Source organism: Microcoleus sp. MOSTC5 (assembly GCF_036701825.1).
Classification (GTDB): Bacteria; Cyanobacteriota; Cyanobacteriia; order Cyanobacteriales; family Microcoleaceae; genus Microcoleus; species Microcoleus asticus.
Genome location: NZ_JAUBRK010000019.1, coordinates 91,916 through 117,222 on the forward strand (window position 1 = coordinate 91,916; position 25,307 = coordinate 117,222).

At 46.6% G+C, this 25,307-nt stretch carries 18 protein-coding genes; 7 read left to right on the forward strand and 11 right to left on the reverse strand.

The window, feature by feature from the left end:
- Nucleotides 1-120 precede the first annotated feature (120 nt).
- The 4 genes from QUA54_RS12885 to hppD all read left to right on the forward strand — a co-directional run bounded on the left by QUA54_RS12885 (nt 121) and on the right by hppD (nt 5,062).
- Nucleotides 121-1,392 (forward strand): APC family permease, encoded by a 1,272-nt coding sequence (locus QUA54_RS12885; protein WP_333414938.1) that lies wholly within the window; start codon nt 121-123, stop codon nt 1,390-1,392.
- Between the two features lie 42 nt (nt 1,393-1,434).
- On the forward strand, nt 1,435-2,844 hold the full coding sequence (locus QUA54_RS12890; RefSeq protein ID WP_333414939.1) for an NYN domain-containing protein: 1,410 nt from the start codon (nt 1,435-1,437) through the stop codon (nt 2,842-2,844).
- Between the two features lie 83 nt (nt 2,845-2,927).
- On the forward strand, nt 2,928-3,635 hold the full coding sequence (locus QUA54_RS12895; RefSeq protein WP_333414940.1) for an SDR family oxidoreductase: 708 nt from the start codon (nt 2,928-2,930) through the stop codon (nt 3,633-3,635).
- A 365-nt stretch (nt 3,636-4,000) separates the two neighbouring features.
- Nucleotides 4,001-5,062, forward strand: a complete 1,062-nt coding sequence (gene hppD, locus QUA54_RS12900) for a 4-hydroxyphenylpyruvate dioxygenase (RefSeq protein WP_333414941.1) — start codon at nt 4,001-4,003, stop codon at nt 5,060-5,062.
- A 20-nt stretch (nt 5,063-5,082) separates the two neighbouring features.
- Here hppD and QUA54_RS12905 read toward each other — a convergent pair whose 3' ends face one another.
- Together QUA54_RS12905 and QUA54_RS12910 are read right to left on the reverse strand one after the other, a co-directional pair.
- Nucleotides 5,083-5,616, reverse strand: coding sequence for a GNAT family N-acetyltransferase (locus QUA54_RS12905; RefSeq protein ID WP_333414942.1), 534 nt, complete (start codon nt 5,614-5,616; stop codon nt 5,083-5,085).
- A complete protein-coding gene (locus QUA54_RS12910) occupies nt 5,597-7,648 on the reverse strand; it encodes a diguanylate cyclase (protein WP_333414943.1) in 2,052 nt (683 codons plus the stop codon). Before QUA54_RS12910 ends, QUA54_RS12905 begins: the two co-directional genes overlap by 20 nt.
- A 578-nt stretch (nt 7,649-8,226) precedes the next feature.
- On the opposite strand from QUA54_RS12910, the gene QUA54_RS12915 reads away from it, so the two are divergent.
- On the forward strand, nt 8,227-8,913 hold the full coding sequence (locus QUA54_RS12915; RefSeq protein WP_333414944.1) for an HAD family hydrolase: 687 nt from the start codon (nt 8,227-8,229) through the stop codon (nt 8,911-8,913).
- 154 nt (nt 8,914-9,067) lie between these two features.
- Here the strand turns inward: QUA54_RS12915 and QUA54_RS12920 are convergent, their stop codons facing one another.
- Together QUA54_RS12920 and pgeF are read right to left on the reverse strand one after the other, a co-directional pair.
- Entirely contained in the window at nt 9,068-9,679 is a 612-nt protein-coding gene (locus tag QUA54_RS12920; RefSeq protein ID WP_172185851.1) for a CPP1-like family protein, read from the reverse strand.
- A 243-nt stretch (nt 9,680-9,922) separates the two neighbouring features.
- Entirely contained in the window at nt 9,923-10,801 is an 879-nt protein-coding gene (gene pgeF / locus QUA54_RS12925; RefSeq protein WP_333414945.1) for a peptidoglycan editing factor PgeF, read from the reverse strand.
- A 428-nt stretch (nt 10,802-11,229) separates the two neighbouring features.
- Between pgeF and QUA54_RS12930 the strand changes: the two genes are divergently transcribed.
- Together QUA54_RS12930 and QUA54_RS12935 are read left to right on the forward strand one after the other, a co-directional pair.
- Nucleotides 11,230-12,999, forward strand: a complete 1,770-nt coding sequence (locus QUA54_RS12930) for a peptidoglycan DD-metalloendopeptidase family protein (protein WP_333414946.1) — start codon at nt 11,230-11,232, stop codon at nt 12,997-12,999.
- 204 nt (nt 13,000-13,203) lie between these two features.
- Nucleotides 13,204-15,504 (forward strand): hypothetical protein, encoded by a 2,301-nt coding sequence (locus QUA54_RS12935; RefSeq protein ID WP_333414947.1) that lies wholly within the window; start codon nt 13,204-13,206, stop codon nt 15,502-15,504.
- A gap of 543 nt (nt 15,505-16,047) precedes the next feature.
- Here QUA54_RS12935 and QUA54_RS12940 read toward each other — a convergent pair.
- The 7 genes from QUA54_RS12940 to QUA54_RS12970 are packed head-to-tail and all read right to left on the reverse strand — an operon-like array spanning nt 16,048 to nt 24,797.
- Complete coding sequence (locus tag QUA54_RS12940) at nt 16,048-17,403, reverse strand: glycosyltransferase family 4 protein (protein ID WP_333414948.1); 1,356 nt, start codon at nt 17,401-17,403, stop codon at nt 16,048-16,050.
- A 5-nt stretch (nt 17,404-17,408) separates the two neighbouring features.
- Complete coding sequence (locus tag QUA54_RS12945; RefSeq protein WP_333414949.1) at nt 17,409-18,179, reverse strand: class I SAM-dependent methyltransferase; 771 nt, start codon at nt 18,177-18,179, stop codon at nt 17,409-17,411.
- Between the two features lie 22 nt (nt 18,180-18,201).
- A complete protein-coding gene (locus QUA54_RS12950) occupies nt 18,202-19,485 on the reverse strand; it encodes a glycosyltransferase (protein ID WP_333414950.1) in 1,284 nt (427 codons plus the stop codon).
- 40 nt (nt 19,486-19,525) lie between these two features.
- Entirely contained in the window at nt 19,526-20,512 is a 987-nt protein-coding gene (locus QUA54_RS12955; RefSeq protein ID WP_333414951.1) for a glycosyltransferase, read from the reverse strand.
- A gap of 57 nt (nt 20,513-20,569) precedes the next feature.
- On the reverse strand, nt 20,570-21,793 hold the full coding sequence (locus QUA54_RS12960; protein WP_333414952.1) for a glycosyltransferase: 1,224 nt from the start codon (nt 21,791-21,793) through the stop codon (nt 20,570-20,572).
- A gap of 26 nt (nt 21,794-21,819) precedes the next feature.
- Nucleotides 21,820-23,616: an ABC transporter ATP-binding protein gene (locus QUA54_RS12965; protein WP_333414953.1), complete on the reverse strand. Its 1,797-nt coding sequence runs from the start codon at nt 23,614-23,616 to the stop codon at nt 21,820-21,822.
- Entirely contained in the window at nt 23,616-24,797 is a 1,182-nt protein-coding gene (locus QUA54_RS12970) for a glycosyltransferase family A protein (RefSeq protein WP_333414954.1), read from the reverse strand. The genes QUA54_RS12965 and QUA54_RS12970 overlap by 1 nt, the downstream gene beginning before the upstream one ends.
- Between the last annotated feature and the right edge of the window lie 510 nt (nt 24,798-25,307).

Consider the following 25,307-nt stretch of genomic DNA (forward strand, 5'->3'; position numbering starts at 1 on the left):
TTTGTAGTTGCGCTTCAGCGCCGGCCGGCGCTAAAGCGCAACTACAAACCTGTTTCAACGTGACAAAAGCTTTAGTCCTGCTAATATCAGTATGGCACTGAACAGAAAACCGCTATAGTTATGTCTTCACCACTGCTGAAGCGAGAGTTAGGTGTTTTCGGCGCAACTCTCATGGGCCTGGGCTCAATCCTCGGTACCGGAGTATTTGTGAGTATCGGCATTGCGACGGAAGTTGCCGGGCCGGGAGTGATTTTGGCTGTCGGTATTGCGGCTTTAGTGGCTGTTTGCAATGGCCTTAGCAGCGCTCAATTAGCGGCAAATCATCCTGTTAGCGGCGGTACTTATGAATATGGCTACAAATATCTCAATCCTTGGCTGGGTTTCACTGCCGGCTGGATGTTTCTGGTGGCGAAAACGGCTTCTGCGGCTACTGCTGCTTTAGGTTTTGCGGGGTATTTTTTAAATGCAGTTGGTGTCGCCGATCGCACTTACCTGATCCTAACAGCTTTAGTCGCCGTCGCCGCCATCACTTTAATTGTATTGACGGGAATTAGGCGATCGAATATCGCCAATACTGCCATACTCTCAGTTACACTTTTATCCTTAGCGGTGTTTGTTGCTGTCGGTTTGCCAGAGGTAAGGTGGGAGATGGTCTCCGTACAGAATGATAGCTCGATCGGCTCCATCTTCCAGGCTACCGCCCTGATGTTTGTTGCTTATAGCGGTTACGCCCGCATCACCACAATGAGCGAGGAAGTGCGGGAACCGAGGGAAACCATTCCCAAAGCCATAATTTTCACTTTGGTGCTGACAATGCTGCTTTACGTGGGGGTAGCAGTAGTTGTCGCGGGCGCGAGGGGAGCCGATAAATTGTCTTTACAAATAGGCGGTACGGCTGCACCCTTGGAAGTCATCGCCCGCAGTTTCCCAATTCCAGGAGTTTCTCAACTGCTAGCCGTCGGCGCAATTACCGCTATGTTGGGAGTCTTGCTGAACTTAATTTTAGGGCTGTCGCGCATCTGGCTGGCAATGGGGCGGCGCTTGGATATGCCGAGAGTCTTGGCGCGGCTGAATCCTTCGGGGACAACTCCCTACGTGGCTGTGGTGGTTGTCGAAGTTACGATCGCACTTTTAATCCTCGTCGGCGATGTCAAAACCACTTGGTCGTTCAGTGCTTTTAGCGTTTTGATATATTACGCTATCACCAACCTCGCCGCGCTGCAACTTTCCCCCGCCGAAAGGCTTTATCCGCAGTGGGTGGCTTGGGTGGGTTTGGGGAATTGTCTGTTTCTGGCTTTTTGGGTGGAGAGGCAAATTTGGCTGACAGGATTGGCATTAATTGCCGCCGGTTTAATTTGGCGGGCGATCGTCCGACTCCCGGCGAGAAACTAGAATTGTGATAAATTGAAACAGCATCCCGCATTGTAGAGGGCCATGCCCGATCGAACTCCCGAGCTTGCGACTCAAGAATCTCCCGCATTCAGCGCCATCAGTCGCTATATCGCTCAAACACTAATTACCATTCAGGAACAGCATCCCGAATGGATAGCTGAAAAATACAGGAAAACCCCCTGGGCTAAACCTGATTTTCAGTCGGTTTTGATTGGAAAATTGACAAAAAGTTTTAGAGTAGCCAGCGATACAGATTCCCTGCTGCTGACTGCGAAAAAATACTTACAAATTCTGCTGGTTCCAGAATTCGTTAATTCACCTCAATTCAGCAAATTATCTGCCAAAATTCAGCAGCTAGCCCAATCTCAAACAGCACCAGCTAAATCACAAAACTCAGTTTTGTTAGAACCTCCAACTCCAACAGCCAATCAACCAGCCCCCTCTCCTGTCGGCATTGCTATCTTGCTGTTAGATGTCGAAAACTTGCAACTCACCATCGAAACCGAAAAATTCCTAGAGGGAATTTGCCACTATCCCATCCAAATCAAAGTTGCCTTTGCCAACTGGCGCAGCATGGGCAAGAAAGATGCCGAATTTCACCAGCGCGGCTATCAACTAATTCACGTCCCCCCCGGCAAAGACAGCGCCGACTTAAAAATGGCTACAGTCGGCGCATCGATTTTCGTACATTATCCCACAGCCAAAGAGATTTTTGTCTGTTCGTCCGATCGAGCTCTCACTCACCTCAGCAATACACTGCAAGCCCACGGACTAACAGTATTTCAAGTCCGCAAACAAATAGATAAAATTATAGTTTTAAACAGCAAAACCGGACAAGTGGAAACCCATTCCCTCGTAACTATACCGGAAATTACACCCCTAGAACAATTAGTTATCCAGCTAAAAGAATTAATCAAAAAAGAGCAAAAACGTACCTCAACTCAGTGGATAAAACTTTCTACTGTTTCAGCTTTATTTAGGGAAAATTACGGCTTAGTCCTAAATCAAGTTGTTGCCCATCATTCGCTCGGTACTAAAACCCGGGATATCTTTCTTAAATATCCCACCGATTTTGTCCTCCACAAACCCTCAGAAACTTCTCAAACTTATGTGACTCTTTTTGAAGTAAGATTATCGCCCCCACCGCCAATACTTAGCCAAGAAATTCAGAATAATTACCAGGCAGCACCTGCAAGTTTGACAGATATTAATTCTCTGGAAGACTTGGAAAGAGCGCTTGTCAAAATAGTTGGCGACTTAACCGACAACTCTCCTAAAAATTATGTATTTCTCTCTAATGTAGGCAGCGAATTTCACAGACAATACGGCAAACAAATTACCCAAATAATTAAAGATTTTAATCTCGGTAGAAAGTTTACTAAATTTTTGCAATCCTGCGCTTCTCTCCAGCTAAAAAAAGGTGAAAAAGGCTGGCAAGTTTCCCTCAATTAATTAAAACTTAAAATATATAAGCATCCCCATTACTAGCAACTTGAGCTATCATACAAACTGGACGTAAAGAAATGTAAAGGGATATGCACGACAAAGTTGTGGTTGTGGTGGGTGCGACTGGCGGCATCGGTTCAGCGGTAGCCCGCAAACTCGCTGATGCGGGTGCGAGGCTAGTGCTCGCCGCCAGAGACAGCAGTAAATTAGACGCTTTAGCTAGCGAACTTTCAGCAACAGAGGTACTGTGCGTACCCACAGATATCACCGATTTGCCGCAAGTCGAGACGCTGATGCACAAAGCTGCGGGGCATTTCGGACAAATTGATGCCCTCGTAAACGCCGCCGGTGCCGGAATTCTCAAGCAGTGGAACAAGTTAGAACCCGCTGATTTAGATGCAATGCTTGACTTGAACTTGAAAGGCAGTTTTTACACGTCTCAAGCAGCGGCGAATGTGATGAAAGAGCGCAAATCCGGCCACATTTGCAATGTCATCGGGATTTTGGGCAAGCATTCAATGGCGATGGGAACGGCTTATTGCGCTTCAAAGTTTGGGGTAGTTGGTTTCAGCAAGTGCATGGCAGATGAGCTGCGACGCTACGGCATTAAGTTTACGCTATTCTATTTTGGCGGGGTGGATTCTCCGTTTTGGGATAATGTGAGTTTGAAGGTAGACAGGTCAAAAATGCTGAGTACCCAAACTGCTGCAAATGCGATTATGTTTGCTCTTTCGGCTGACCCGCAAGCTGTGCCGATGGAGATTAATATTCAGCCGGAAAGTCATTTGTTCTTTTAGCGATTGAGGAGTGATTTGAAGGCATTCGGGATTCGGCAGCGGAAGCTGAAAGCCAGAAAAATTATGACATCTTTAAGTTTGAGAACTTGCCCGTAACCTCTATATCTAGGGTGCTTATGGGTACACCTGACCGCTTGAGGCAGACCTCGCAGCCGAATCCAAGTTATCGCAGACACCGGGTTTCTTTTAATTGCCGACCTATTTCTGCCTTCAGGGGGATTTAGGATATTAAATTTTAACGTTATTATTAAGCGCGCGCACTAAAAATACATGAAAAATATCCTTTCCTCAGTTCCTCCCTTGCAGTTTCCAACTGAAAATCAGTCGATTATCCATTTTTCACTTTCCATTTTCAATTATTGATTATGGAGTTCGATCGCATTCACTTTTACGTTGAAAATGCTAAAATATCCCGCGACTGGTTTGTCAGCCGCTTAGGCTTTCAATCAACAGCAGGTTATGCCAACAGCCACACTCAAACTGAAGTTGTCACCAGCGGCAATGTATGTTTTGTTTTATCTTCGCCCCTAACTTCCGCTAGTCCCGCTGCTAGTTGGTTGAAGTTTCATCCTCCCGGGATTGGCGATGTGGGTTTTCGGGTAAAAAATATCGAATTAGCGGTAGCTAGAGCGGCTGCCGAAGGCGCTAAAATCCTCGAACCGATTCAAGAAGACCTAAACGAAGGAGGCTATTTTAAGCGCGCAAAAATCGCTGGCTGGGGAGATTTAAGCCACACGCTCGTTGAGCGAATTGGTGGCCATTCACTGCTATCGGGTTTGGGTAAGCTGCCGCTGTTTACCTTGATTGACCACGTAGTGTTAAATGTTGAATCTGGCGATTTGTCAAGTGCTGTTAGTTGGTATCAAAAAATATTAGGTTTTCAACCCCAGCAAAATTTTGACATTCAGACTCAGAAATCGGCTTTGCGGAGCCAAGTTATGGTGCACGCTGAAGGTGGGGTGCAATTCCCGATTAATGAACCGGCATCAACTAATTCTCAAATTCAAGAGTTTTTGAGTGCAAATCGGGGGCCGGGAATTCAGCACATGGCTTTGCAAACTGATAATATTGTGGGGGTTGTTGCCGATTTGCGATCGCGCGGTTTGCCTTTTCTGCCTGTTCCTCCAACATACTACTCCGAATTGCAGCAGCGGCAAAACTATTTGCCCGCAGATTGGCAATTAATTGCAGCTTCTGAAGTTTTGGCAGATTGGCAAGAAGATACTCCCGCAGCGATGCTGCTGCAAATCTTTACCCAGCCAATTTTTGCAGAACCGACTTTCTTTTTCGAGGTGATTGAGCGCCGAGTTACTTTAGTTAACGGCAAACAAGTGCAAGCGGGAGGTTTTGGGGCAGGGAATTTTAGAGCTTTGTTTGAGGCAATTGAACGGGAACAAATGAAGAGGGGGAGTTTGATAAATGATTGATAAAATTTCCACTTTTTACGTCAGGCGGGCGTGTTAATCAGCACTGCGATATCCCTCCAACCGTAGGCAATTTCTTTGACTGCAATTCCTGCTCTGCTTGTCTGTTTTTCCTCCACTTTTTCACCTCCTAAAAATTCATAAAACCTGCAAGCTGAATTGTCTGCCAGTACCCAAACCAGCATCGAATTCAAAGTTAATTCTGCCAATTTTGTTGCAACTGTTCTCACAAGTTGCTGTCCGATTCCTTGACGCTGATATTCCTCCAAAATATAGATGGCAAATAATTCTCCTTGATAAACATATTTGCCCGTTCGTTCGCGACCACCCGCAGCAAAACCCACAATTTTTCCCTCGTCATTCTCAGCTACACACACAAAATCTTCACTTTTTTCTGCCTTGACGAGGATTTCTTGCCAACGGCTTTCTCCTTTTTCATAGGATAGCTGTGCGAGGTAATCTGCTGGTACAATTTCCCGGTAAGCTGTCCGCCAAGTATCTAGATTAACCCGTGCGATTGCAGGTGCGTCAGCGATTTTAGCTTCTCTCACAATCATCAGAAAATACTCCTTTCCCGCCCTGAAATTCTCTTTTCAAGTCTAGGCAAACTATACGATCGCGCCCTTCTAGTTTAGCTCGATAAAGCGCTCGATCGGCCTGTCCAATTAACCCCTCAATTGATAAACTAGCAGAAGGCACAGCACTAGCGATCCCGATACTGAGAGTTATAAATTTACTTACCTTGGAAGCAGCGTGAAAAATTGCCGCAGCTTTCAAATCGCTGCGAATTGATTCAGCTACCCGTATTGCTCCTTTCACATCAGTTCGCGACAAAATTACCGCAAATTCTTCGCCGCCGTAGCGGGCTGCTAAATCTCCCGCCCCCTGAGCGTTGCTAGCTAAAATCTGCGCCACTTGTTTTAAACATTCGTCGCCTCCTTGATGCCCGTAACGATCGTTGTAAAGTTTGAAAAAATCGATATCGCACAAAATCAAAGACAGCGACTCTTTTTCTCGCTCCATGCACTGCCATTCTAACTCCAATTTTTGGTCAAAACAGCGACGGTTGGGAATTTGAGTCAATCCGTCCATCGAAGCGAGGCGCTGCAATTCCATGTTAGCTGCTTCTAATTTTAATTTGGCTTGTTCTAAAGCTAAATTTTGCCGAGCTAATTCTTCACTTTGCCGTTTTTCTTGTTCGTACAAAAATCGGATGGAAGCTTCAGCTTTTTGCAATTCTTGCTCCGCAAATTTGCGCTTAACAAACTCGCCTAATTGAGAACCTAAACCACCTATTATCTGAAGTAACTCTTGATCCGGTGGCAGTTCTTCCCGACAAAAAAAAGTCATTACTCCTACAACATGGCCCCTAGCGTGAATGGGAAAACCGAATCCCGATCGCAGTCCCGCTTCCTCCGCCAAGCGCGATCGCACGAAATAGCGATCGCCCGCAATATCAGTAATCCACTGCGGAGAACCGCTCCTGGAAACCGCTCCCGGCAAACCCTCACCCGAAGCCAAAGTAATCTGCGGGTCGTTTTCGGCAAACTCGCTAACTTCTTCCGCTGCCTGCCAAACTGCCACCCGCCGCCAACAAGGAGTTTCCTCGATCGGACTGCAAAGTGGCAGACACCAAAGCGACTGTTTTTCGGATTTTATTGTCGCACCAAATCTAGTTTCTTTCTCCCCCTCTGCGGGCGTCCACAGTTCGCCAAGATCCCACCCAAAACTTTGGCAAATACCTTGCAAAATTCTCGGAGTTGCGCTATCTAGAGAACTTGATTCTGACAGGATATGAGTAACAGCATACTGTGCTTCTTGACAATTTTTTATGCGCTCTTGCTTGGTAATGTCTTTGCCGATATAAACAAAATCTTGTAGAACCTCGCTATCTGGATACTTGCTTCCTATGCTTGTATTGAAAGTAGAGCATGAAAACGCGACAATCAGCTTTAAACCTATTTTCGTTTGGCAAGCTACTTTTACTTGAGGCCAATATTCGCTTTTAAGTGCAGGAGGTAGCTGGCTGATTTTGCGCAACAATTCTTCGTCCGTCGTAATCATGGATATCGATTTGCCGATAAATTCCGCTTCTGTATATCCAAATAATTGCTGTGCAGCTTGATTCACTTTTTTGATTTTTCCCGATGGTGCTGTTACTAACAAAACATCGCCTAGGGAATTAATAATTTTGTCAATATAATCTCCAGTCGCAGCTAAGTAATCGACTTTAATACTGTTTTCGTTGGCAGCCTGAACCATGCTTTGCTGAGCTACAATGCTATCTGTCACATCTTCGCATAAAATAATCAATCTGTCAGCATTGGCTTCTCCCTTATAGCCAAAGATGTACAAATTTAGATACAAATAAGATCCATCTTTGAGAACTCTGGTAATTGATTTTAACTGAAAGTCTTGCTCTCGTTCTTCAATAATGCCTTCAAGGATTCCTTCAATTCCAATCAGTTCAGGAAAGCTATCGCGCACGTCTCTTCCTTCGGCTACTTCCTCATGAATATAGCTAAAATCTTGCACTTTCAAAGATATTTCTTTAATCTTAAGTTCCCGATCCACTGCGATGTATTCCATCCTGCGTAAGGATAACAGCTTATAAAGAAGAATATTAATATTTCTCAGGCTGCTCTCTAGAGTTAATGTTGGAAGTATTTCGTTATTGTAGAGCATCACTATCCAAGGTTAGCAGGTAAAGTTAGTTGTTTTTTGGCTGCTATTTCTCATGGGAATTTTCATCCTGGCGGATGCCACCACCTGCTACCGCTGGCTAATTTATGGAAACAGTGCACTTTGGATTCTCCCAACAGTTTTTTGCTTATTTTTAAAATGGGCAAAATATTAATTTTACCAACTTTATTTTTGAGAAAGCGCAGTCAAAATCAGTCTCACTTGAGGTTGAGATTTATGAACAATACGTAGCGGTTTGCACTATTTGTGCCGCACATCTTAATTTTAAATTGCCCGATATGGGTTACAACCGCTAAAGTTGAGGAGAGGCACAGTTTAATTCAAATGTTTCCTTTAATTAGCACCATTCCTATAGACCTCACCTCCCCTGAGTATTTGTGTCAGTTTTTGTAAAGAAACTGTTACCTTTAAGTGATATTATAATATCGAACAATTTGTATAAAAGCTTAAAAATATTCTGCTAAATGCTGAGACTTATTACCGACTTTGATGGCCCGATCATGGACGTGTCCGATCGCTACTACCGAGTTTACCAGCAGTGTCTCGCCGAGACTAAGCGTTCGGGCCAACCAGTGCGCGAACTCCTCAAAGCCGAGTTTTGGGACATGAAGCGCGCGCGGGTTCCCGAAACCGAAATTGGCATTCTCTCAGGATTAGACGCAGCCCAGGCCCGCGAATTTGCCCAGAAACGCCGTCAAACCGTCCACACCCTACCCTACATGATTTACGATCGACCAGTTCCCAGCGCTCTGGAAACCCTCGAAAAGGTGCAGCGCGCTGGAGTAGACTTAGCGGTGATGACCATGCGGCGCGTCAGGGAACTAGATGAAGCCTTCAACCGCTGTAATCTAGGGCAATTTTTCCCAGAAAACCGCCGGTATTGCCTCCCCAACGATTACGTCAAAACCGGGGATGTCAAAGATAAGCCCCTGCTGATGGCAAGAGCTCTCGCCGAACTGCCGCCGGCTTCTGACATTTGGATGGTTGGCGATACGGAGGCGGACATTATAGCAGCAAAAACGCACGGTGTTAAAGTAATTGGTGTTTTGTGCGGAATTCGCGATCGCACCCAACTAGAAATGCACCAACCGGATTTAATTGCTAACAATTTGATTGAAGCATTTGAGATTATTTTAAGTCGCCAAAATTAGTCATTAGTCATTAGTCATTAGTTATGAGTTATTAATTGTTAGCTGATATTATTTGTCCGAGGTCTGGCATTTCACAGTTATTAGTTGTTGGCTGCTGACTGCTGACTAATGACTAATGACTGCTGACTAATAACTGCTGACTAATGACTCTTGACTATCGCAGAAAACCGCTGACCAGCCACAGAATTAAAAACGTAAACAAAGCGATAAATTTCTCTGTTGTTATAAATGCCGGACTGACAAAAGATCCCACAACGCCTCCCAGCAGCAAGCCTATAACCAAGCCAGCCACAGTCAGCAGCACGGCCCGACCAAATTTTTGTTCCTTGCGATTAACAAAATAAAGACAAGAGCCGACCCCAAGAGCCAGAGTCAACTGTAGTAAAGCATCATTAGCCGCCGGATAAATACTCAGTCCGCCTAACCCCACATACACCCCAGCCGGCCACAAAATGTCCGATCGACTAGGAGTATCGATCAGCCGCTGCAACCAAGCTGGGCTGCCACTGGGAGGAGAGGGAGTAAAGCTTGCGGGTGGGGGAGTCAGCCGCTCGGGAAAGCGGATGCGTTCGGGCACTTTAATTTTACCTTCCTGTCGCTGCCGCAGGCGATCCATGAGGATCGCGTCGTAGGCTGCTTCGATCGATTCCAAACGTTTCTTGTCACCACTGTACTGCTCAGCTAGGCGCGTGCGGGCCTCTTGCACTTCATCAAAGGAAGCATCTTCATCGACTTCAAGCAGTTGATAGGGAGTTGGCTCACTCATTGTAATAACCCGCTGAAGACTCTCGTTATAGAGCAATCTTAACAAGAGAGGAAAGCGGGGCGGGGGCTCTGCCGCTTTCCCAAAAGTTTTGCTGCTAGTTTTTAGTGCTTTAAAACAGGAACCAGCAAACCTTAGGAAGGTAGAAGATAGAAGGCATTTGGCATTGGGAAATACAAAATAATGAATCCAAAGATTTTTATTTTTATCTTTGCCGTCTAAAATTTTACCTTCTGCCAAATGCCCTCAGAAGGAACTTGTCCCGCCGGCGCTCACAATTCCCGACCACTGGACTTTTTTAAGTCGATCGCGGCGGTAGGAAAAAAAGCGAGCCGAGTCAGAATAAGTACAGAAAGGAGCGATCGCCACTTGAGAAAGCTCGATTCCCAACTGCTGCAATTGCAGAGCATTGCAGAGGCGAACATCCAAGCGTACTTTTCCCGGTTCTGGATCGGCCAAGACAGGCGTTTCCGGCAGTTGGTGCAAAAACTCTAGAATGCCGTCGGCTGTCGCACTAACGGCACTCTTAGGAGCAATGGTGGCTCCCAGTTCCGCTGCTACTTCCACAGATACCTGGTAAACCTCTCCAGCGATCGCCGGCCCCATAGCAATCTTCAGACTTTCTAGTTGACTGCCTTGTGCCACAAGTTGAGCGATCGCCTCTGGTAATATCTTAGCAGCAGTCCCGCGCCAACCCGCGTGAACTGCCGCAACCAGTCCCGTGCGTTCGTCAGCAATCAGCACCGGCACGCAGTCAGCCGAGCAAACCCACAGCGCCTCCAATTCTCCCTCAGCCACCAAGCCATCAGCCTCAGCATAGTTTGGGGCAGCGGTGGACGGGCCCGGAGCCACAACAGGGAGCAACTGACTGGTTTTGAGTACCGCATTGCCGTGTACCTGTTGAAGTCGGTAAACCTTAGCTCCAGGTTGCAGAACTTCCGTCAGATCGATCGGCCCCTGCGACGAGAAATCGCGCGTAAAAAAGCCGTGAGGCCAGCGGGAAAGCAAGCTGCAAGTCAGATAGGGCATGCCTTCAGAACTCTGCCACTCCCAACTGATACCGTCGGGTTGTCCGGCGCACTCAGAGTCAGAAACATTTGTCAAGAGATCGCCAGCTACAGTCATGAAACCTATCCTTACCCAAGCGAATCATTTGCCTTGTATTCTAAACAATCAACAATTTTGCCGACTAAGTTTAAATCGACGATCGGCTTTAATCAAAAAATCGCGGTTCCTCGGCGGTTAACTCCAGCGGACGCCACCAAAATTTTGCATGACCCGAGAGCAAAATTTCGGTAACTAATTAACATATACGAACGCCAAAGCGCTATCATCAGTGTGACCGTCAGAGACGAGTTGTCAGTGCAATCAGGCTCGAAAAAACCAGGGTATCCATCGCGACTCTACCCAGCGGCATTCGACTTATTCGATGCGCCAAAAAAATTGCCTCAAGCCCGGTAAAATCATTTAGGGCTGTATAAAGACAAGGATTGCAATACATTCGATCCTGACTTCGATCTCCTTTTACCCCCTGTTGAGTTGGGAAAAAAATCGTGAAACCAGTTCCAGACAAGCAAATAACAGCCCATTTGAACACCAAACAGCAAAAAAAGAACCCTACAGGCGCCCGGACTCGATCGCGCCTTTTGTCCGAGCGCTCACTGCTGGTGGGACTGGGTTGCCTTGCCAGTCTGGGACTGCTCAGCAAAGGCATAGTGTGGGCCCAAGCCGAAACTCCGCCAGCAGAACAAGCCGTCCCAGGCGCAGCAGACCTCCAGCCATTATTTGAAGCTCCTGTCCCGCCCCCGGAACCCGAATACAGCCAAGGATCGCCAGAACCATACCCTGAACCGCAGGCAGAAGTTCCGCCGTCCGAGCCTTTCGATGCCCAACCGCCGTCCGAGCCGGAGTACGCCAGCGAACCACCTCCCACCCAATATTATCTGCCAGAGCCCGCGCTGATTCCCCTGCCAGAAGCGACGGCCCAGGAGCCGCCTTTTGAAGCGCCAGTTAACCCAGCCCACGCTGAAATCGACCAAACAGACTACAGCGTTGGCGCTACCAGCGAGTACCAAGAGTACGAAGCGCCAACAAGAATAGAGTTTGCAGAACGATCGAACGGCTGCGAAGGAGTTGGCGGTTTGTGTGCGCCTCCTCCTGTTTCCGAGCCGGTGACGGCAGATGCCGGAGAACCCAACTACAGCCCGGAAACTCCGATCGCAGACGACGGCTACATTGCAGCCCCTCCTCCTCGAAATCTGCCAGAAAGCATTCCAGACAATGTTCGGGAAACTGTGGCCGGAAATAGTAGCGGGAATCCTGTCAGTAAAATCGGTCAAGCCGTTCAACAAATAGGCAGCCAGGTTTGGGGGGGTTCAAACCCGCCGGAATCTGCTTACGCACCCCCGCGCTACTCGGCAGGCGCTGGATACTCGGCAGACGCTGGATACTCGGCAAACATCGGCTACTCAGCAGACGCTGGATACTCAGCAGACGCTGGATATTATGCCGGATCTGCATCTTACGGCGGCGGCCCTCCAGCACCCAGCATGGGACTCGGGCCGGTTCAAGTCGGTGCGGTTAGTGTCAGCAGCGGCAGCAATACCGGTTTTGCTTACTACAATCTCACGCCGCGTCCCGCAGGCCTGCCCGGAAATGGCAACAAAAGCTTGCTGTTTCCGCTATCTATTGCTTCGGCAATTACTTCGCCGTTTGGGTGGCGGACTCATCCGGTTATGGGCTACGGCAGGTTTCACACTGGAACTGACTTGGGGGCTCCGCTGGGAACGCCGGTACTGGCCGCCTATGCAGGTCAAGTGGCGATCGCCGATTGGTTGGGCGGTTACGGTTTGACGGTGGTTCTCAACCACAACAAAAAGTCTCAGGAAACTCTCTACGGCCACCTTTCGGAACTGTTTGTGAAACCGGGAGAGTGGGTCAAACAGGGAGAGACGATCGGCCGCGTCGGCAGTACAGGAATGTCTACAGGGCCTCACCTGCACTTCGAGGTTCGGCAAATGACTGACCAGGGTTGGGTGGCGATCGACCCTGGTTCTCAGCTAGAATTCGCTCTGGCAAAAATGATGGGCACTTTGGAAACCGCCAAAGTACCGCAAATGCCGAAAATGGTGGAAATACAAACCGCTAACTCACTCAAGGATTTGGAAAACGATCTGCCACAGCTTCCACCTCTGCCGCTGGGAATGGACATCGAAGTTCACAACCTCCAGCCGCCATTCCCGGAACTGTTAAAAGCTGACACTTCTAAGCCCAAAGATGCCGAAGCAGTCAAACCCAAAACTCAGAAGCAAGCTAGCAGGTAAAAATTGGGGATAGGCTGGATTAATTTTTTTAGGGGCGGGCTATTCGCCCGCCCCCAAAAAAATTGATATTTTGTAGAACGGGTACTCCTAACCTGTTGTTGAGCAGGGTGCAAGATTTGTTGATATCAGATCTGATGGATTTCTCGTTACCAGAAAAAGCCTGGTAACGAGGAAAAACCGATAAAAATTGGTAACTTGCAGCTTATGCTAATTGCGCAGCATTTGTGGGAATTAATTTTATTTCTGATTATTGTAGTCGGCCCAATTCCCTTAAGCTTGTCTCTTGCCTTCGAGAATCAGAACGAAAACAATAACTATTCATTTCCCCATTTTCTCCTCGTACTCCTGACGGGATGGAGTATTGCACAAGTTTGTATCGGCTTGATTTTAGGAAGTGCCGATCGACTAAATATTTCTGCGGTCATTATAGTAGAAATGCTGATTTGTGCGATCGGCTTAATCCCGATTTATGCCAAAAACCACAGAAATTTTACCTTCTCGCAGCGGCTGATTCCTAAACTCAAGCAACCTCTGGGTTCATCCGAATACCTAATTATTGTTGCCGCCGCTGTTACAGGATTTGTGCTGTGGGACACTCTAGCAACCAAACCTACAACCAATTATGACTCATTGTGGTTTCACCTGCCTGCGATCGCCCGATGGTATCAAACCCATTCATTTACATTATTAGATGCCGCCGGAAATTGGATTTTTGAACAAGAGCAAGCTAAAGTATATCCCTACAATTGGCACGTTTTATCTGTTTTATGCTTAATCCCATTCAAAGAAGATTTTCTCACAGCTTTTCCCCTGCTAATTGCCTGGGTACTTGAGGGAATTGCCGTCTATCTATTGAGCGTCAAATTTGGATCAACCCGAATTAACGCGATGGCAGCAGCATCTTTAGTATTGACAGTACCGATGGTACTCAACCAAGTTAATACCATTCACCCAGACTTACCGCTAGCGGCAATATTTACAGTGGGTTTGTATCTGGGTTTATCCTATCACAGCAGCCGATCGCAATCCGAACTATCCCTATTTTTGGCAGCCGCAGGAATGCTAGCCGGCATAAAAATCACGGGAATAGTCTATGCTGCCTCACTTTTAGGAGGATTAGCAATATTAGAAATAAAAAAAATTGCGGTTAGTAAAAAATCCACACCAGCTCATTTTAGAATTCGCCACTCTCTCAAACCAGTCTTGCTGTGCGGCATAGCTTGTTGCTTGTTTTTAGGAGGTTTTTGGTATGCGAGAAACTTGCTGCACGTCAATTATCCTGTCGGCGAGGCTGGCGATATTAAAGTTCCCTTACAGCCTTATTCCTTACCATCTCCCGTACCGCAGACAACACCTCCGGTACAGCAGCTAACACCTACCCTACCTGCGCCGCCCGCTTCGCCACTTTTAAAGATTTGGCAAAGCACTTTAGCAGCTCAATTTAATCCCAGCAAGATTTCCCACTGGCAAACTCTCGGCTTGCAAATCCTCATTAGATTGCAACTGCCATTTCTGGCGATCGCACTTCAGGTATTGGCAGCACCTCTGGCTTTTATCCAGGGTAAAACCAGAATAATTAATCAAAATAATATTATTTTAATAATACTTCTCGCCAGTACAGGAATTCTGTATTTAATTACACCTTATACGTCCGGTACTGCGGGAGATTCAATTGGTAAACTCAGCCCTATACTCGGTTTTAACCTCAGATACGGATTTCCCTTTTTAAGCTTACTCGCCATCGCCGCGGCAGCTACAGCAACTCTCTTAAAAACTCCAAATAAAGTTGTTCTGGCAGTTGTTTTGATTAGTAGTTTTTGCGGAATTACTAGCAACACAATTTTTGATTATATTAAAAATGAGTCTTTTACCGGAGATAGTATTGTTTGGGGGAGTTTGTTAATTGACAATTTTAAGTCTAATCCAGTAGAAGCTCTCAATATTATCTGGAAAATTTTAGCCCCAAGTTGGCAAGATATATTAAAATATCCGATATTTTACCTTGTGTCAATGACGCTGGCTTTGATATTGTTGAAAATAAATCCGGGTTTAGGATGGCTGGGTCGTCTACTTCCTACCCGTAAAAAATCGATTTACATAGTGATAATTGGTGTGTGTATAGGATTGATAGTAATTGGTAATTGGAGGGAAAAACGAGATATTGCACGTACAGAACTGTATCGCGGTATTTACGAATATATTGACAAAAATACAGTACCCGATGAAAGAATAGGATTCTTTTTAAGTTCGCGCAGCTACCTTTTTTACGGGAAAAACTTGGACAGACAAGTTTTATATGTGCCTTTTAGAGCCGATCGACTTTCTGCATGGAGCGACAAACTCCGACAAAATAAAATTAGGACTGTGGGATTCGGGCCCCTGACTGGGACAAACGCAGCTACCAAAAAAGCTCTATCTTGGCTGACAAGTGCCGAGGGCCCGCTGCAACGAGTTTTCGGAAAAGATTTTAATACTGAGTCGGTGTTATATCGCTTAAAAAATTAAAATATATCAGTTATAATTAGGACTTACGAACGGGTGTTCAGAAACCGCGTTTTTCAACCCAAATACTTGCTTAGAACCCTCAATTTTGGTTAAAAAACCCGGTTTCTTTGTTCGGAGTGCGTAAGCCCTAATCATCAACAAAGCTAAAACTCTATTTTAAATTATTCTTCCGACTTACAATCGCCCCGATAAGTTAGCTGCGTGTCTCCAGTCTTTTGTAGAACTGGAATATCCGCGCAATAAATTTCAAGTCAGTGACAGTGGGTAAATTATCTGGAACAATATTTTAAATATGTGCAATAGTTAATGAAGCTAGCTCGTAATAAACTTCGCTTTGATCAACAGGGTTGACGGGTATAAAACTTGATTCTGTCTAGTTCCCAAACATTTTTTAGTGTTTAAGAATAAGTTGTTTAATAAAAAGAATGAATCTATTAAAAAAATCCGTCAAGTTAACTTCCTTATGTTTCCGATAATTTGCACAAAAAGTGACAATAAAGCAAGAAAAATTAGGCATAGATCAAATTTTATGGCTGGGATTTTTCAAGCATTCCCAGTGCTGCGAGTCTGATCGGCGGAATTGTGCGCTAAAGAGCGATCGCCCAAAAACTGTCGCAGTTGCACACCGATCGCCTCCAGAGAAAAATGAGTTTCCACCCGAATGCGAGCGCGCTTGCCCAACTCCCGCCCCCACGCCCGATCGTCTAAAACCCGACCGATCCCCCCTGCCAAAGCGGTTGCATCCTCACGGGGCACAACGATCCCGCCGTCAGCTTCGCCCCCCTCGAAAATATCAGGCACTCCAGGCGCGTCAGCAGCCACAACTGGCAACCCGCAAGCCATCGCCTCCAGCGGTGCAACCGGAAACCCCTCATGCCGAGAAGGCAAAGTATAAACGTCAGCAGCCGAGAGGTATTGCCGCATCAAAGCGCGATCGCGCACATATTCATTCACCCAAACAATGCCCGAAAGCTGCATCTGAGCGATTCGCTGGCTCAATTCCTCCGCGTCGCTACCAGTCCCCACCAGCAACAGTCGCAAATCTCGGCCTGGGCGATCGCGGCAGATCAGTTCCCAAGCTTCCAGCAAAATATCTAGCCCCTTGCGGCGAATCTCAATCCGCCCGTGACAGGCGACAATTTCTGCGTCACTGGGAAAACCCAGCAGTTGCCTAGCTTCAGCGCGATCCATTGGTTGCCACAGTTCCAAATCCAGCGGGTTAAAAATGCGGGCAATCTTGGCAGGAGGCACGCCATAGCGACTTTGCACGCGCTGTACCTCGGTTTGCGAAGCAATAATTAAACCGGCGCTCGCTTTGAGGGCGATCGGGCGCGACAAGCCTTCCCAAGGACTAACCTGAAAATCGCCCCCCTGAAATGTCGCAAAAACAGGCAGCCCCATCCGCCACCCCAACCAAGTGCAAGCGTCGAAGCGCGGGTACTCGTATTCTTGGCAGAGAATCGCTTGGCAGTTTTCGCGTCGCAGTTCTCCCGCCAGCAACCCCAGCGGTGTAGCCAGGTAAGGAGTAACGCTTTTCACCCCTGCCAACATCAGACGGCGGATGCCTCGAACCTCCCCAAACATATCCTGAACTGTCCATCCTTGAGGGTTAACCATCTGACGGCGGACAGCTTGGTAGAGTTGAGGTGCCGGCAGGGTGCAGATTGTTGCTCCTGTCTCTTTGTGGGTGTAGTACACGGGTTCAGCCACGCTACCAGAGATGCAGAATAACACTGTCCGCACCCCTGCCCGCCGCAGCGCCTCAATGTAGCCAAACATCCAGCCCCCCGTCATTTCGTTGCAAAAAACTTCAAAGGAAACCCCGATGGTATCTAAAAAATCTTCGATTAAATCGCCCCAGTGCAGGAGGGCGATCGTTGGTTCTGGTTGGACATTCATAAATTTTATGGCTTCTGCCAAGCTGATGCTGTTTCCGTTCCCTGAGAATCAGGTTTGTGCCACCAATAGCTCGTCCACGTTACAGGACTCAGGGCCGTACAGAATAATAGGCGCATGAGGCGGGGCAAGCGAGAGAAGGCAAAATCATGGCAGACTACTGTCAGGGGATTGATAAAAGTAGCAGAACTCTGGTAAGGCAAACCGATTAAATCCGTCAGTTGATCGATCGTATAGCCGCGCCGAACGTGACCCCATTCTGCCATCACCTCTGCTTCAGGCGGGCAGATCGGTTTCATCACGCCGTAATAAGGAAACTGCCAATTCTCATTGGGACTGCTCACTAATAAAAATCCCTTTGGTTTAAGCACGCGCAGCGCTTCTGATACCGCTTTTTGGTGGTCGGGAATGTGTTCGAGAACGTCGAACATCGTCACTGCATCAAATGACTCATTTTCAAACGGTAAATTGGTCGCGTCGCCACAGATGAAGCGTACTTTTTCCTGCTGGTTGCAAGGAACATTTGCATATTTAGGATCGAGGTCAATGTTAGTAATTTGCGCTTGCGGATAAAGTAAAGACGTTAAGCCTCCTTGACCTCCTCCTACTTCTAAAATTTCTTTAAAGGGCAGGTCTGGGGAAATGCGGTGAATTGCCCGCATCTTTTCTCTGTAAAAAAATCCCAGGGTCAAGGGCTGACCGAAAGGGTTGCGGGCTAAGAAATTGCCCAGCTTCTCTTTATGCGTTTCAGATTTCTTGGTTTCAACAACTGTTGCCATAATCTTCCTCTAATTGGAAAAACTATTGATCCTTATTTACACGATTTTTGAGGTAAAATCTGACTCCTGAAAAGCAACCTAATACCTCTGCCAATAGCGTTCTATTAATCCCTTTAAATCCGGTCAAAAGGGCGATTAAAAATCGTTTTACATAATAGAGAGGTAAAATGATGAATAAGCGAAGTAAGTTCCCCCAGTGCTTGTAACGCTCAAACTGAATCAAAAGGGCGACGATGTGGCCCCGCATATATTGGTACATCTGATGTTTCAAGCTATCGAGATCGTCCCGGTGATAGTGATAAACAACAGGGGTGGGATCGTAGTAGCAAATCCACCCTTCCGCCAGCACTCTGTACCATAGCTCTGAATCTTCACTGCACCCAGATGCCCCTGCACCTAAGCGTTCGTCAAAGTCTCCTAGTAACTCAAAAGCTTCACGCCGAAAAGCCATATTTGCTCCTGCACCAATGCGCCAAACGGGAACGCCTAGGTGTTTAGTATCCTTAAAAAATTCAGGGTCAAAAGTCAGAGATCGGTATCCCCAACCAAAGCCACTCTCACCTTTTTGGAAAATTAATTGGGCTTCTGTTTCGAGTTCTGCTGGCAGGATCAGGCCGGTTACAGCCATGACTTTGGGTTCGCTGAAACTTTGTGCAATCCTGGGCACCCAGTCAGGGTGAACGATCACATCATCATCGGTAAAGGCAATAATGTCGCCTGTACAGTGGGGGATGCCAGTATTGCGGGCGACGCTTAAACCAGGGCGAGGTTCTAATACATATTTGACTCCAGGGATCTCGGCCACCAGTTGGCGGGTAGCGTCTGAACTGGGAGCATTATCAATTACGATGAGCTCATGAGCAGGTTGGGATAAATTTTGCAGCGATCGCAAACACCGCGCCAATTGTTCTGGCCGATTTCGAGTGCAGATTATGACAGAAACAGATGCGCTGCTAGTCTGGGAAAAGCGAGCTCGCAGCTTGGCAAGGGGTTGCTCTAAGGCTGTCAGGGCATGAAACTCAGGGGGCTGGTGCCACGCCCGATTTTTTTTGTAAACTTCTGGCAAAGGCGCTTTAAAACCTTGCTCTAGGAGGTGGCTGCCGACTGCTGGAGCGATCGCCAGCGCCGCTAGATTCGCTAGTTGTGAAGCCGAGATTGGCAACTGATCCTCTAAAATCTCCCGTTCCCCAAGGGGGATATTATGCCACCAAAACACTACATACACTCCGGCGTAGTTGGAAATCAAGGGCAATTCAGGAATCTTTTCGCTCAATTCGACATTGAGAACTTTCCAAGGCTTGCTCACAGAAATTACCTCAAGAAATATCGATCTATTTATGAGCTGGCTAAACGGCTAATTTTGCACGCCCCAATAGCAAGCTGCGTTCTTCTGGGCTCATGCCAACCACGCGCCTAATTCCGGCCCACTTACCGCGTACAAAACTCCTGTTTATCTCTACTTCCGCCGGATTCATCCGCCCCAAAGCCGCTCTTAAAGATTGAATCAGGACATTTTGGGAAGCTTTCACCGCATCGATAATAAATTTCAACAGCCAATCTCGATAAGAACCAGACCAGAGAAGAGAATCGCCCAAAACTTGAGAGGTTCCTAGACCATAGTTAATGTCGATCAAGTATTTTTGAGAAGTACGCCTAGCCGGAATAAAGTGCCTTAACTTACAGTCGGGAGTGTACCACAGGTCGTATCCTGCTCCGTAAATCCGCAAAGCGATTTCCACATCTCCCCCTGATATGAGCTTGGTTCCGATGCGATCCTGAAGTAACGGTTTATCGATCCAGCCAGTATGAGCGAGGGCTGCTCTATTCAGAACTAATCCTGCTCCCACTAAACAAGACTTTTTTTGAGGACTTGGGCCGTGTTCTTGTTGAGCAAAGGAGTACCCATAATTCAATACATATTTAGGCGGTAGAGTTTCCCAATCTAAAATCACTCTACCGCCAAAAGCGCCGCAGTCGGGATGAGCCGCTGCAAATTTAGCAGCTTGCTCCACCCAATCTTCTGCCAGGAAGCAATCGTCATCTACGAAAGCAATCCAATCAGCCCTTGTATTTTGAACGCCACAATGGCGGGCATAGGTTAATCCTTGCTGTGTTTCTGATACTGTGGAAAGCTGGGGTATTTTTCCCACCAACACACGATAGTTTTCGACAACTTCCTGCGTGTTATCCGTGCAATTATTGTCAACTACTAAAACCCTCCAATCTAGCTCTGCTGGCACTTTTTGTTGGGAAAGAGCTGAGAGAGCTTTGTCTAAAAGGGCAGCATTATTATAAGTACAAATGACGATATCAATGGGCGGAAGCTTACTCATATTTAACTGTTGTTTCCTGCTCAAAGTGAAACAGATTTCTGAATAAAATCTACTATTTTAGGCAAATTTCTGCCGCATTTTTTCAATGCGTTTTAAAGAGCGGGGGTATTCCCCAAACAGCCCCACTACACCACCCCACAACTCGGCTAGAATCATGGTTGGAGGTAATACATGGCATCCTCTGACACTTTTTTGCAACTGATTTAACTGATCGGCAAACCACCAGCCGACGAGCCAGCGCAATTTCGAGCGTTGGCTCGGATCGGTCTGATAAGATTTTACGACAAAAGCCATAAAACCTAAACCCCACGTCCAATACTGGTGGCGCAATTTTTCAGATTCCCGGCGGTGTTGGTGAAACACCAGATAGCGCGGCTCATAGACGAGGAGATAGCCAGCGCGAACAACTCGATAAAAAATATCTAAATCGCCACCGCCCGGGAGGGGCGCACCTGTATCGAGTGCATCATCAAATCCCCCTAATTTCAGTAAAACATCTCGACGAAATGCCATATTGCAACCAGCTCCAAATATGCCAGCTCCACAGGGGTATAAAGGATTATACGGCAAGATTTGACCGTAGCGGATTTTCTCAAAGCCGCGTCGAAAGCCTCCCCTGCTTTCAAATAAAATTTGGGCTTCAGTCACTAACTCATAAGGCAGAACTAACCCTGTAAAACCTCCAGCATCAGGATTTTCTGCCCAAGCTTCCATCAAGCCGTTCAGCCATTGGCGATCGGGCGTGACATCATCGTCAAGAAAGGCTAATAGTTCGCCAGTTGCTTCCTGCAGGGCGCGATTGCGAGCGAAGTCTAAACCGGGTTTTGGTTCCCTGGCATAGCGAACTCCTGGTAGAGTGTCTACCAATTCCTTGGTTCTTTCATCAGAAGGTGCATTATCAATTACTAACAGTTCAAAGCAAAGCTTTTCACCCGGAATAGGTGTTTGCAACTTGAGTAAATATTGCAGGCACCGCGCCAGGTTTTCCGGCCGATCTTTCGTACAAATTGCTACTGTCAGCGACGGCAAGCGATCGCCATTTTCGGCTGGAGTTAGCTCTTCTCTAATCGCTTCCTGAAGTAACTTAATGCCGACCTCCCGTTCAATCATTTTAGCTAAATCTTCAGGAGAAAGGACGCTATTTGGAGGAAGAGGCTGCATGATCAAACCAACAGCTTTATCTTTGCGCCGCACAACTAAGGCAATTCCTGTATCCTCCTCAGAAATTTTCAGATTTGGGAGGGGCTGTGTCACTTCAATGTCAAGGATGGGATAAGGCATAAATAAAATAATTCACCAACTTACTCTTAGTTTTGTACGTTGCGGTGTTGCAAGTGATAAAGCTTGGCGAAGAGGCCGTCGAGTTTCAGCAAATACTGGAGGTTGCCTTGTTCGATCGCCCTGCCATTTTCCATCACAATAATTTGATCCGCATTTTCAATCGTCGATAAGCGGTGAGCGATGACAATAACGGTGCGGTTCTGGCTGAGCGTGTTGAGCGCTTCCTGAATCAAGTTTTCGGCAATACTATCCAGAGCATTCGTTGCTTCATCCAGAATTAGAATATCTGGGTTGCGGACAATGGCGCGAGCGAGGGCAATCCGCTGTCTTTGTCCGCCAGAAAGGCGAACGCCGCGATCGCCCACTTTCGTGTCATATCCTTCCGGCAGTTGGCTGATAAAATCGTGAGCATTGGCAAGTTTTGCCGCCTCAAAAATTTCTGCCTCGGTTGCTTCTAAACGCCCATAAGCGATATTATCCCTCACCGTCCCGCTAAAGATGTGGACATCTTGGCTGACAATCGCAATTGCTTTCCGCCAGTCCATTAAATTAATTTCTTTTAATGAGCAGTCGTCAACATAAATTCCTCCTGATGTTGGCTCGTAAAAGCGGCAGAGGAGGCTGATGATCGTAGATTTTCCCGCACCCGACGGCCCCACTAAAGCAGTCGTTTGGCCGCGTTTAAACTCGACGGAGACATCCTCTATTGCCGGCCGATCTTCAGGATTGTAAGTTAAGGAAACTGACTCAAAATAGATAGCCTGCTTCAACTTGTCAAAGGGAACGATACCAGAGCGGATGTAAGGTTTATCAGAAGTGTCTAAAAAAGACATCACCAGTTCTGCTGAACTGGCGGTAGAGACTAAACCTAGCCTCGCGACATCTAGCTGTTGCACCTGCGGTTGCAAGCGGTAGAGGATGAATAAAAAAGTCAGCAGCGTTGGCATAGCTGACTGGTTTTGCAGGAGGGCGATCGCCAAAATTCCTAACAGGAGGAGTGCGGAAAAAACTTCATAGAGCGGATTGATGAGCCCTCCCAGCATATCGAGTTGCAAAAAGGTGTTTCGCACCTGCTGGGAAGCGCGATCGAAGCGTTCTTGCTCGTAAGGTTCCCGTCCAAAGGAGCGGATGGTTCTCATCCCCCCTAATCCCTCCCACATTCGGACAGCGAGCTGAGAATTGGCGTCTACGGCTTGCTGTGCCAGATGTTTGACTCGGCGCGTCACAAACTGGATGAACTGTGAGATGAGGAAGAGCGCTATACTGATAATTAAGGTGAGTCGCCAAGAGATGAGCAGTAACAGCGTCGCCAGGACAGTAATCGTACAAGCACACGTAATCAAGTTAACAAACAAACTCAAAGCTTTGCTAGTCTGCCAACTCTCTGTTGCCAAAATATTCATAATCTTTCCCGATTCGCTGCGCTCTAAGAAAGAGTAGCTAACGCTTAAAGTTTGGTTGAAAATTTTGCAGCGCAATCGGTTGCTAATTCGCGAGTTTAACCAAGCAAAAAGCACAGAATTACTATAGACAATCAGGTTTTTTATCAGGATGCTGACTAAAATACAAAATGGGATGATTAAGACGCGGTAGCCAGCAGGGACACCAGCGAAAATCTTGTTCAGAGAATCAATGAAAGAATTGCCAGTAACAGCCTGAGCTTGTTCTTGCTGTAAAGTTTGCAAAAAGGGAATGAATAAGCTAATGCCAAAGCCGTCGGAAAGGGAAGCAAGCATACCCAAGGAAATCATTGCCGGGATTGCCCAAGGGTAAAGCTTGAGGAGGGGTAGCAGAGTTCTAATAGCTTTAATTTCTTTTTTCATTAAGACAACTCTGCCTTTGTCGGGGGAGTGGCGCTAATGTTCGCTTGAGGGAGCGTGTCAATATTTGCTTGATTTCGCTTGACAAGGAAGGAAATTGAGCGGTGAAAAATGTTCCCTATCGTTACCATTAATTCGATCTTTTTGCGCCGGATCTCTACCAACACCTCCCGGCCGATCGGTTGGTTCTCAGAGGATGGCGTATTTTCTATTATCACAGGTGCATCCTGATGCTTCCAAGACTGGGATAATAGGTTGAAAAGGCTCTTTCCCAATACTCTGTAAAAGCCAGAACGGAATAAGGGTGAGATGCACTCAGTTTTTAAAGCTTGGAATAACCAAAAGAGCGCGGTGCGATCGCGACCGTTGCGGCTGCTTTGGTTCGCTAAGTACAGCAAAAAATTACTCGTAGATAATCGGTGCAGGAAATCGGGAATTTCGGGATGCCGTTGCTTGGCAGCTTGCAGCATCAAAGATTGAGAATTCGCCATTGTCGTATAGTTGGTAGACATAGTGTTATACATCCTGCGATAGCCAATTGAAAATTCCGGCACGGCTCGAAATTGATAAAGCTCTGCTATCCGCAGGTACAAGTCCCAGTCTTCACAGCCTTGAGCATTCCTTTCCTTCAATGTCTTGTCATAAACCCCCACCTTTTCCAAACAACTGCGACGGATCATAGAAGCACTCGCGTTTCCTATAAAGTTGTGGCAGATTAGGGTCGCGTACACGTCACCTTCAATTCTAAAAGACCGGAATCCTCCTGTTAGCAATCCTTTTTCATCCAGATCCACTGTCCACGAATAGACCACCCCGACTTCTTCCCTTCCCTCCAACATACATTGAACTTGTTTTTCTATGTTTTCAGGATACCAAATATCATCGGCATCAATAGGGGCGATAAATTCTCCTCTCGACTTCTCAATTCCTAAGTTTCGAGCAACAGCGACTCCAGAATTTTGCTGTTTCAGAAGCTGAACGCGAGAATCTTTTTTGCCAATTTTTTCTACAATTTCAGGGGTTCGATCCTGGGAACCGTCATCGACTACTAAAACTTCAATTGCTGGATAAGTTTGAGCGAGAACAGATTTCAAAGTTTCTTCAATAAATGGCTCAGCGTTGTATGCAGGAATAATGACTGATACGAGAGGCAAAGAGAGGGATTTTTGAGAATCTGGCTGCATTGGTTTTTAACAAAATTTAACAAAATTTTTGTTGCTTTCTAGATTGGCAGCTCTCCCTTATACTCCTCGCAGTCAGGACTTACACAGTTGGTGGAAGAGACAGCCAATATCCGCTGAGAATAATTTTACCCCATTCTCTGTTCAATGTCAATGGTATATAGCACGTTTAAATGAGTTTTTACAATCACAATAATGGTAATAGACTTAAACTAAAAGTCATATTTTTATAGTTCAAAATATCTCAACAAATAAAATGTATGATAGTAAAAAAACTATGATTTTAAACAATTTGTTTGTAACCACAAGTCGTATAAGTTGTCATCAATGTTTATATTTAAGTATAATCATTCTATAGAACCCATTTGAGATCTTTTTGCCAATCGGGTAGGATAGCTAAAAGTGGTGGATTAAAAGCAGAGGGGGGAGTGAATGGGGGTCTTCTGGGTTTGCGGTGTAAACTGTATAATATATGAACTTTATGCTAGAGGCTAAGCTCATGGATTTTCATCT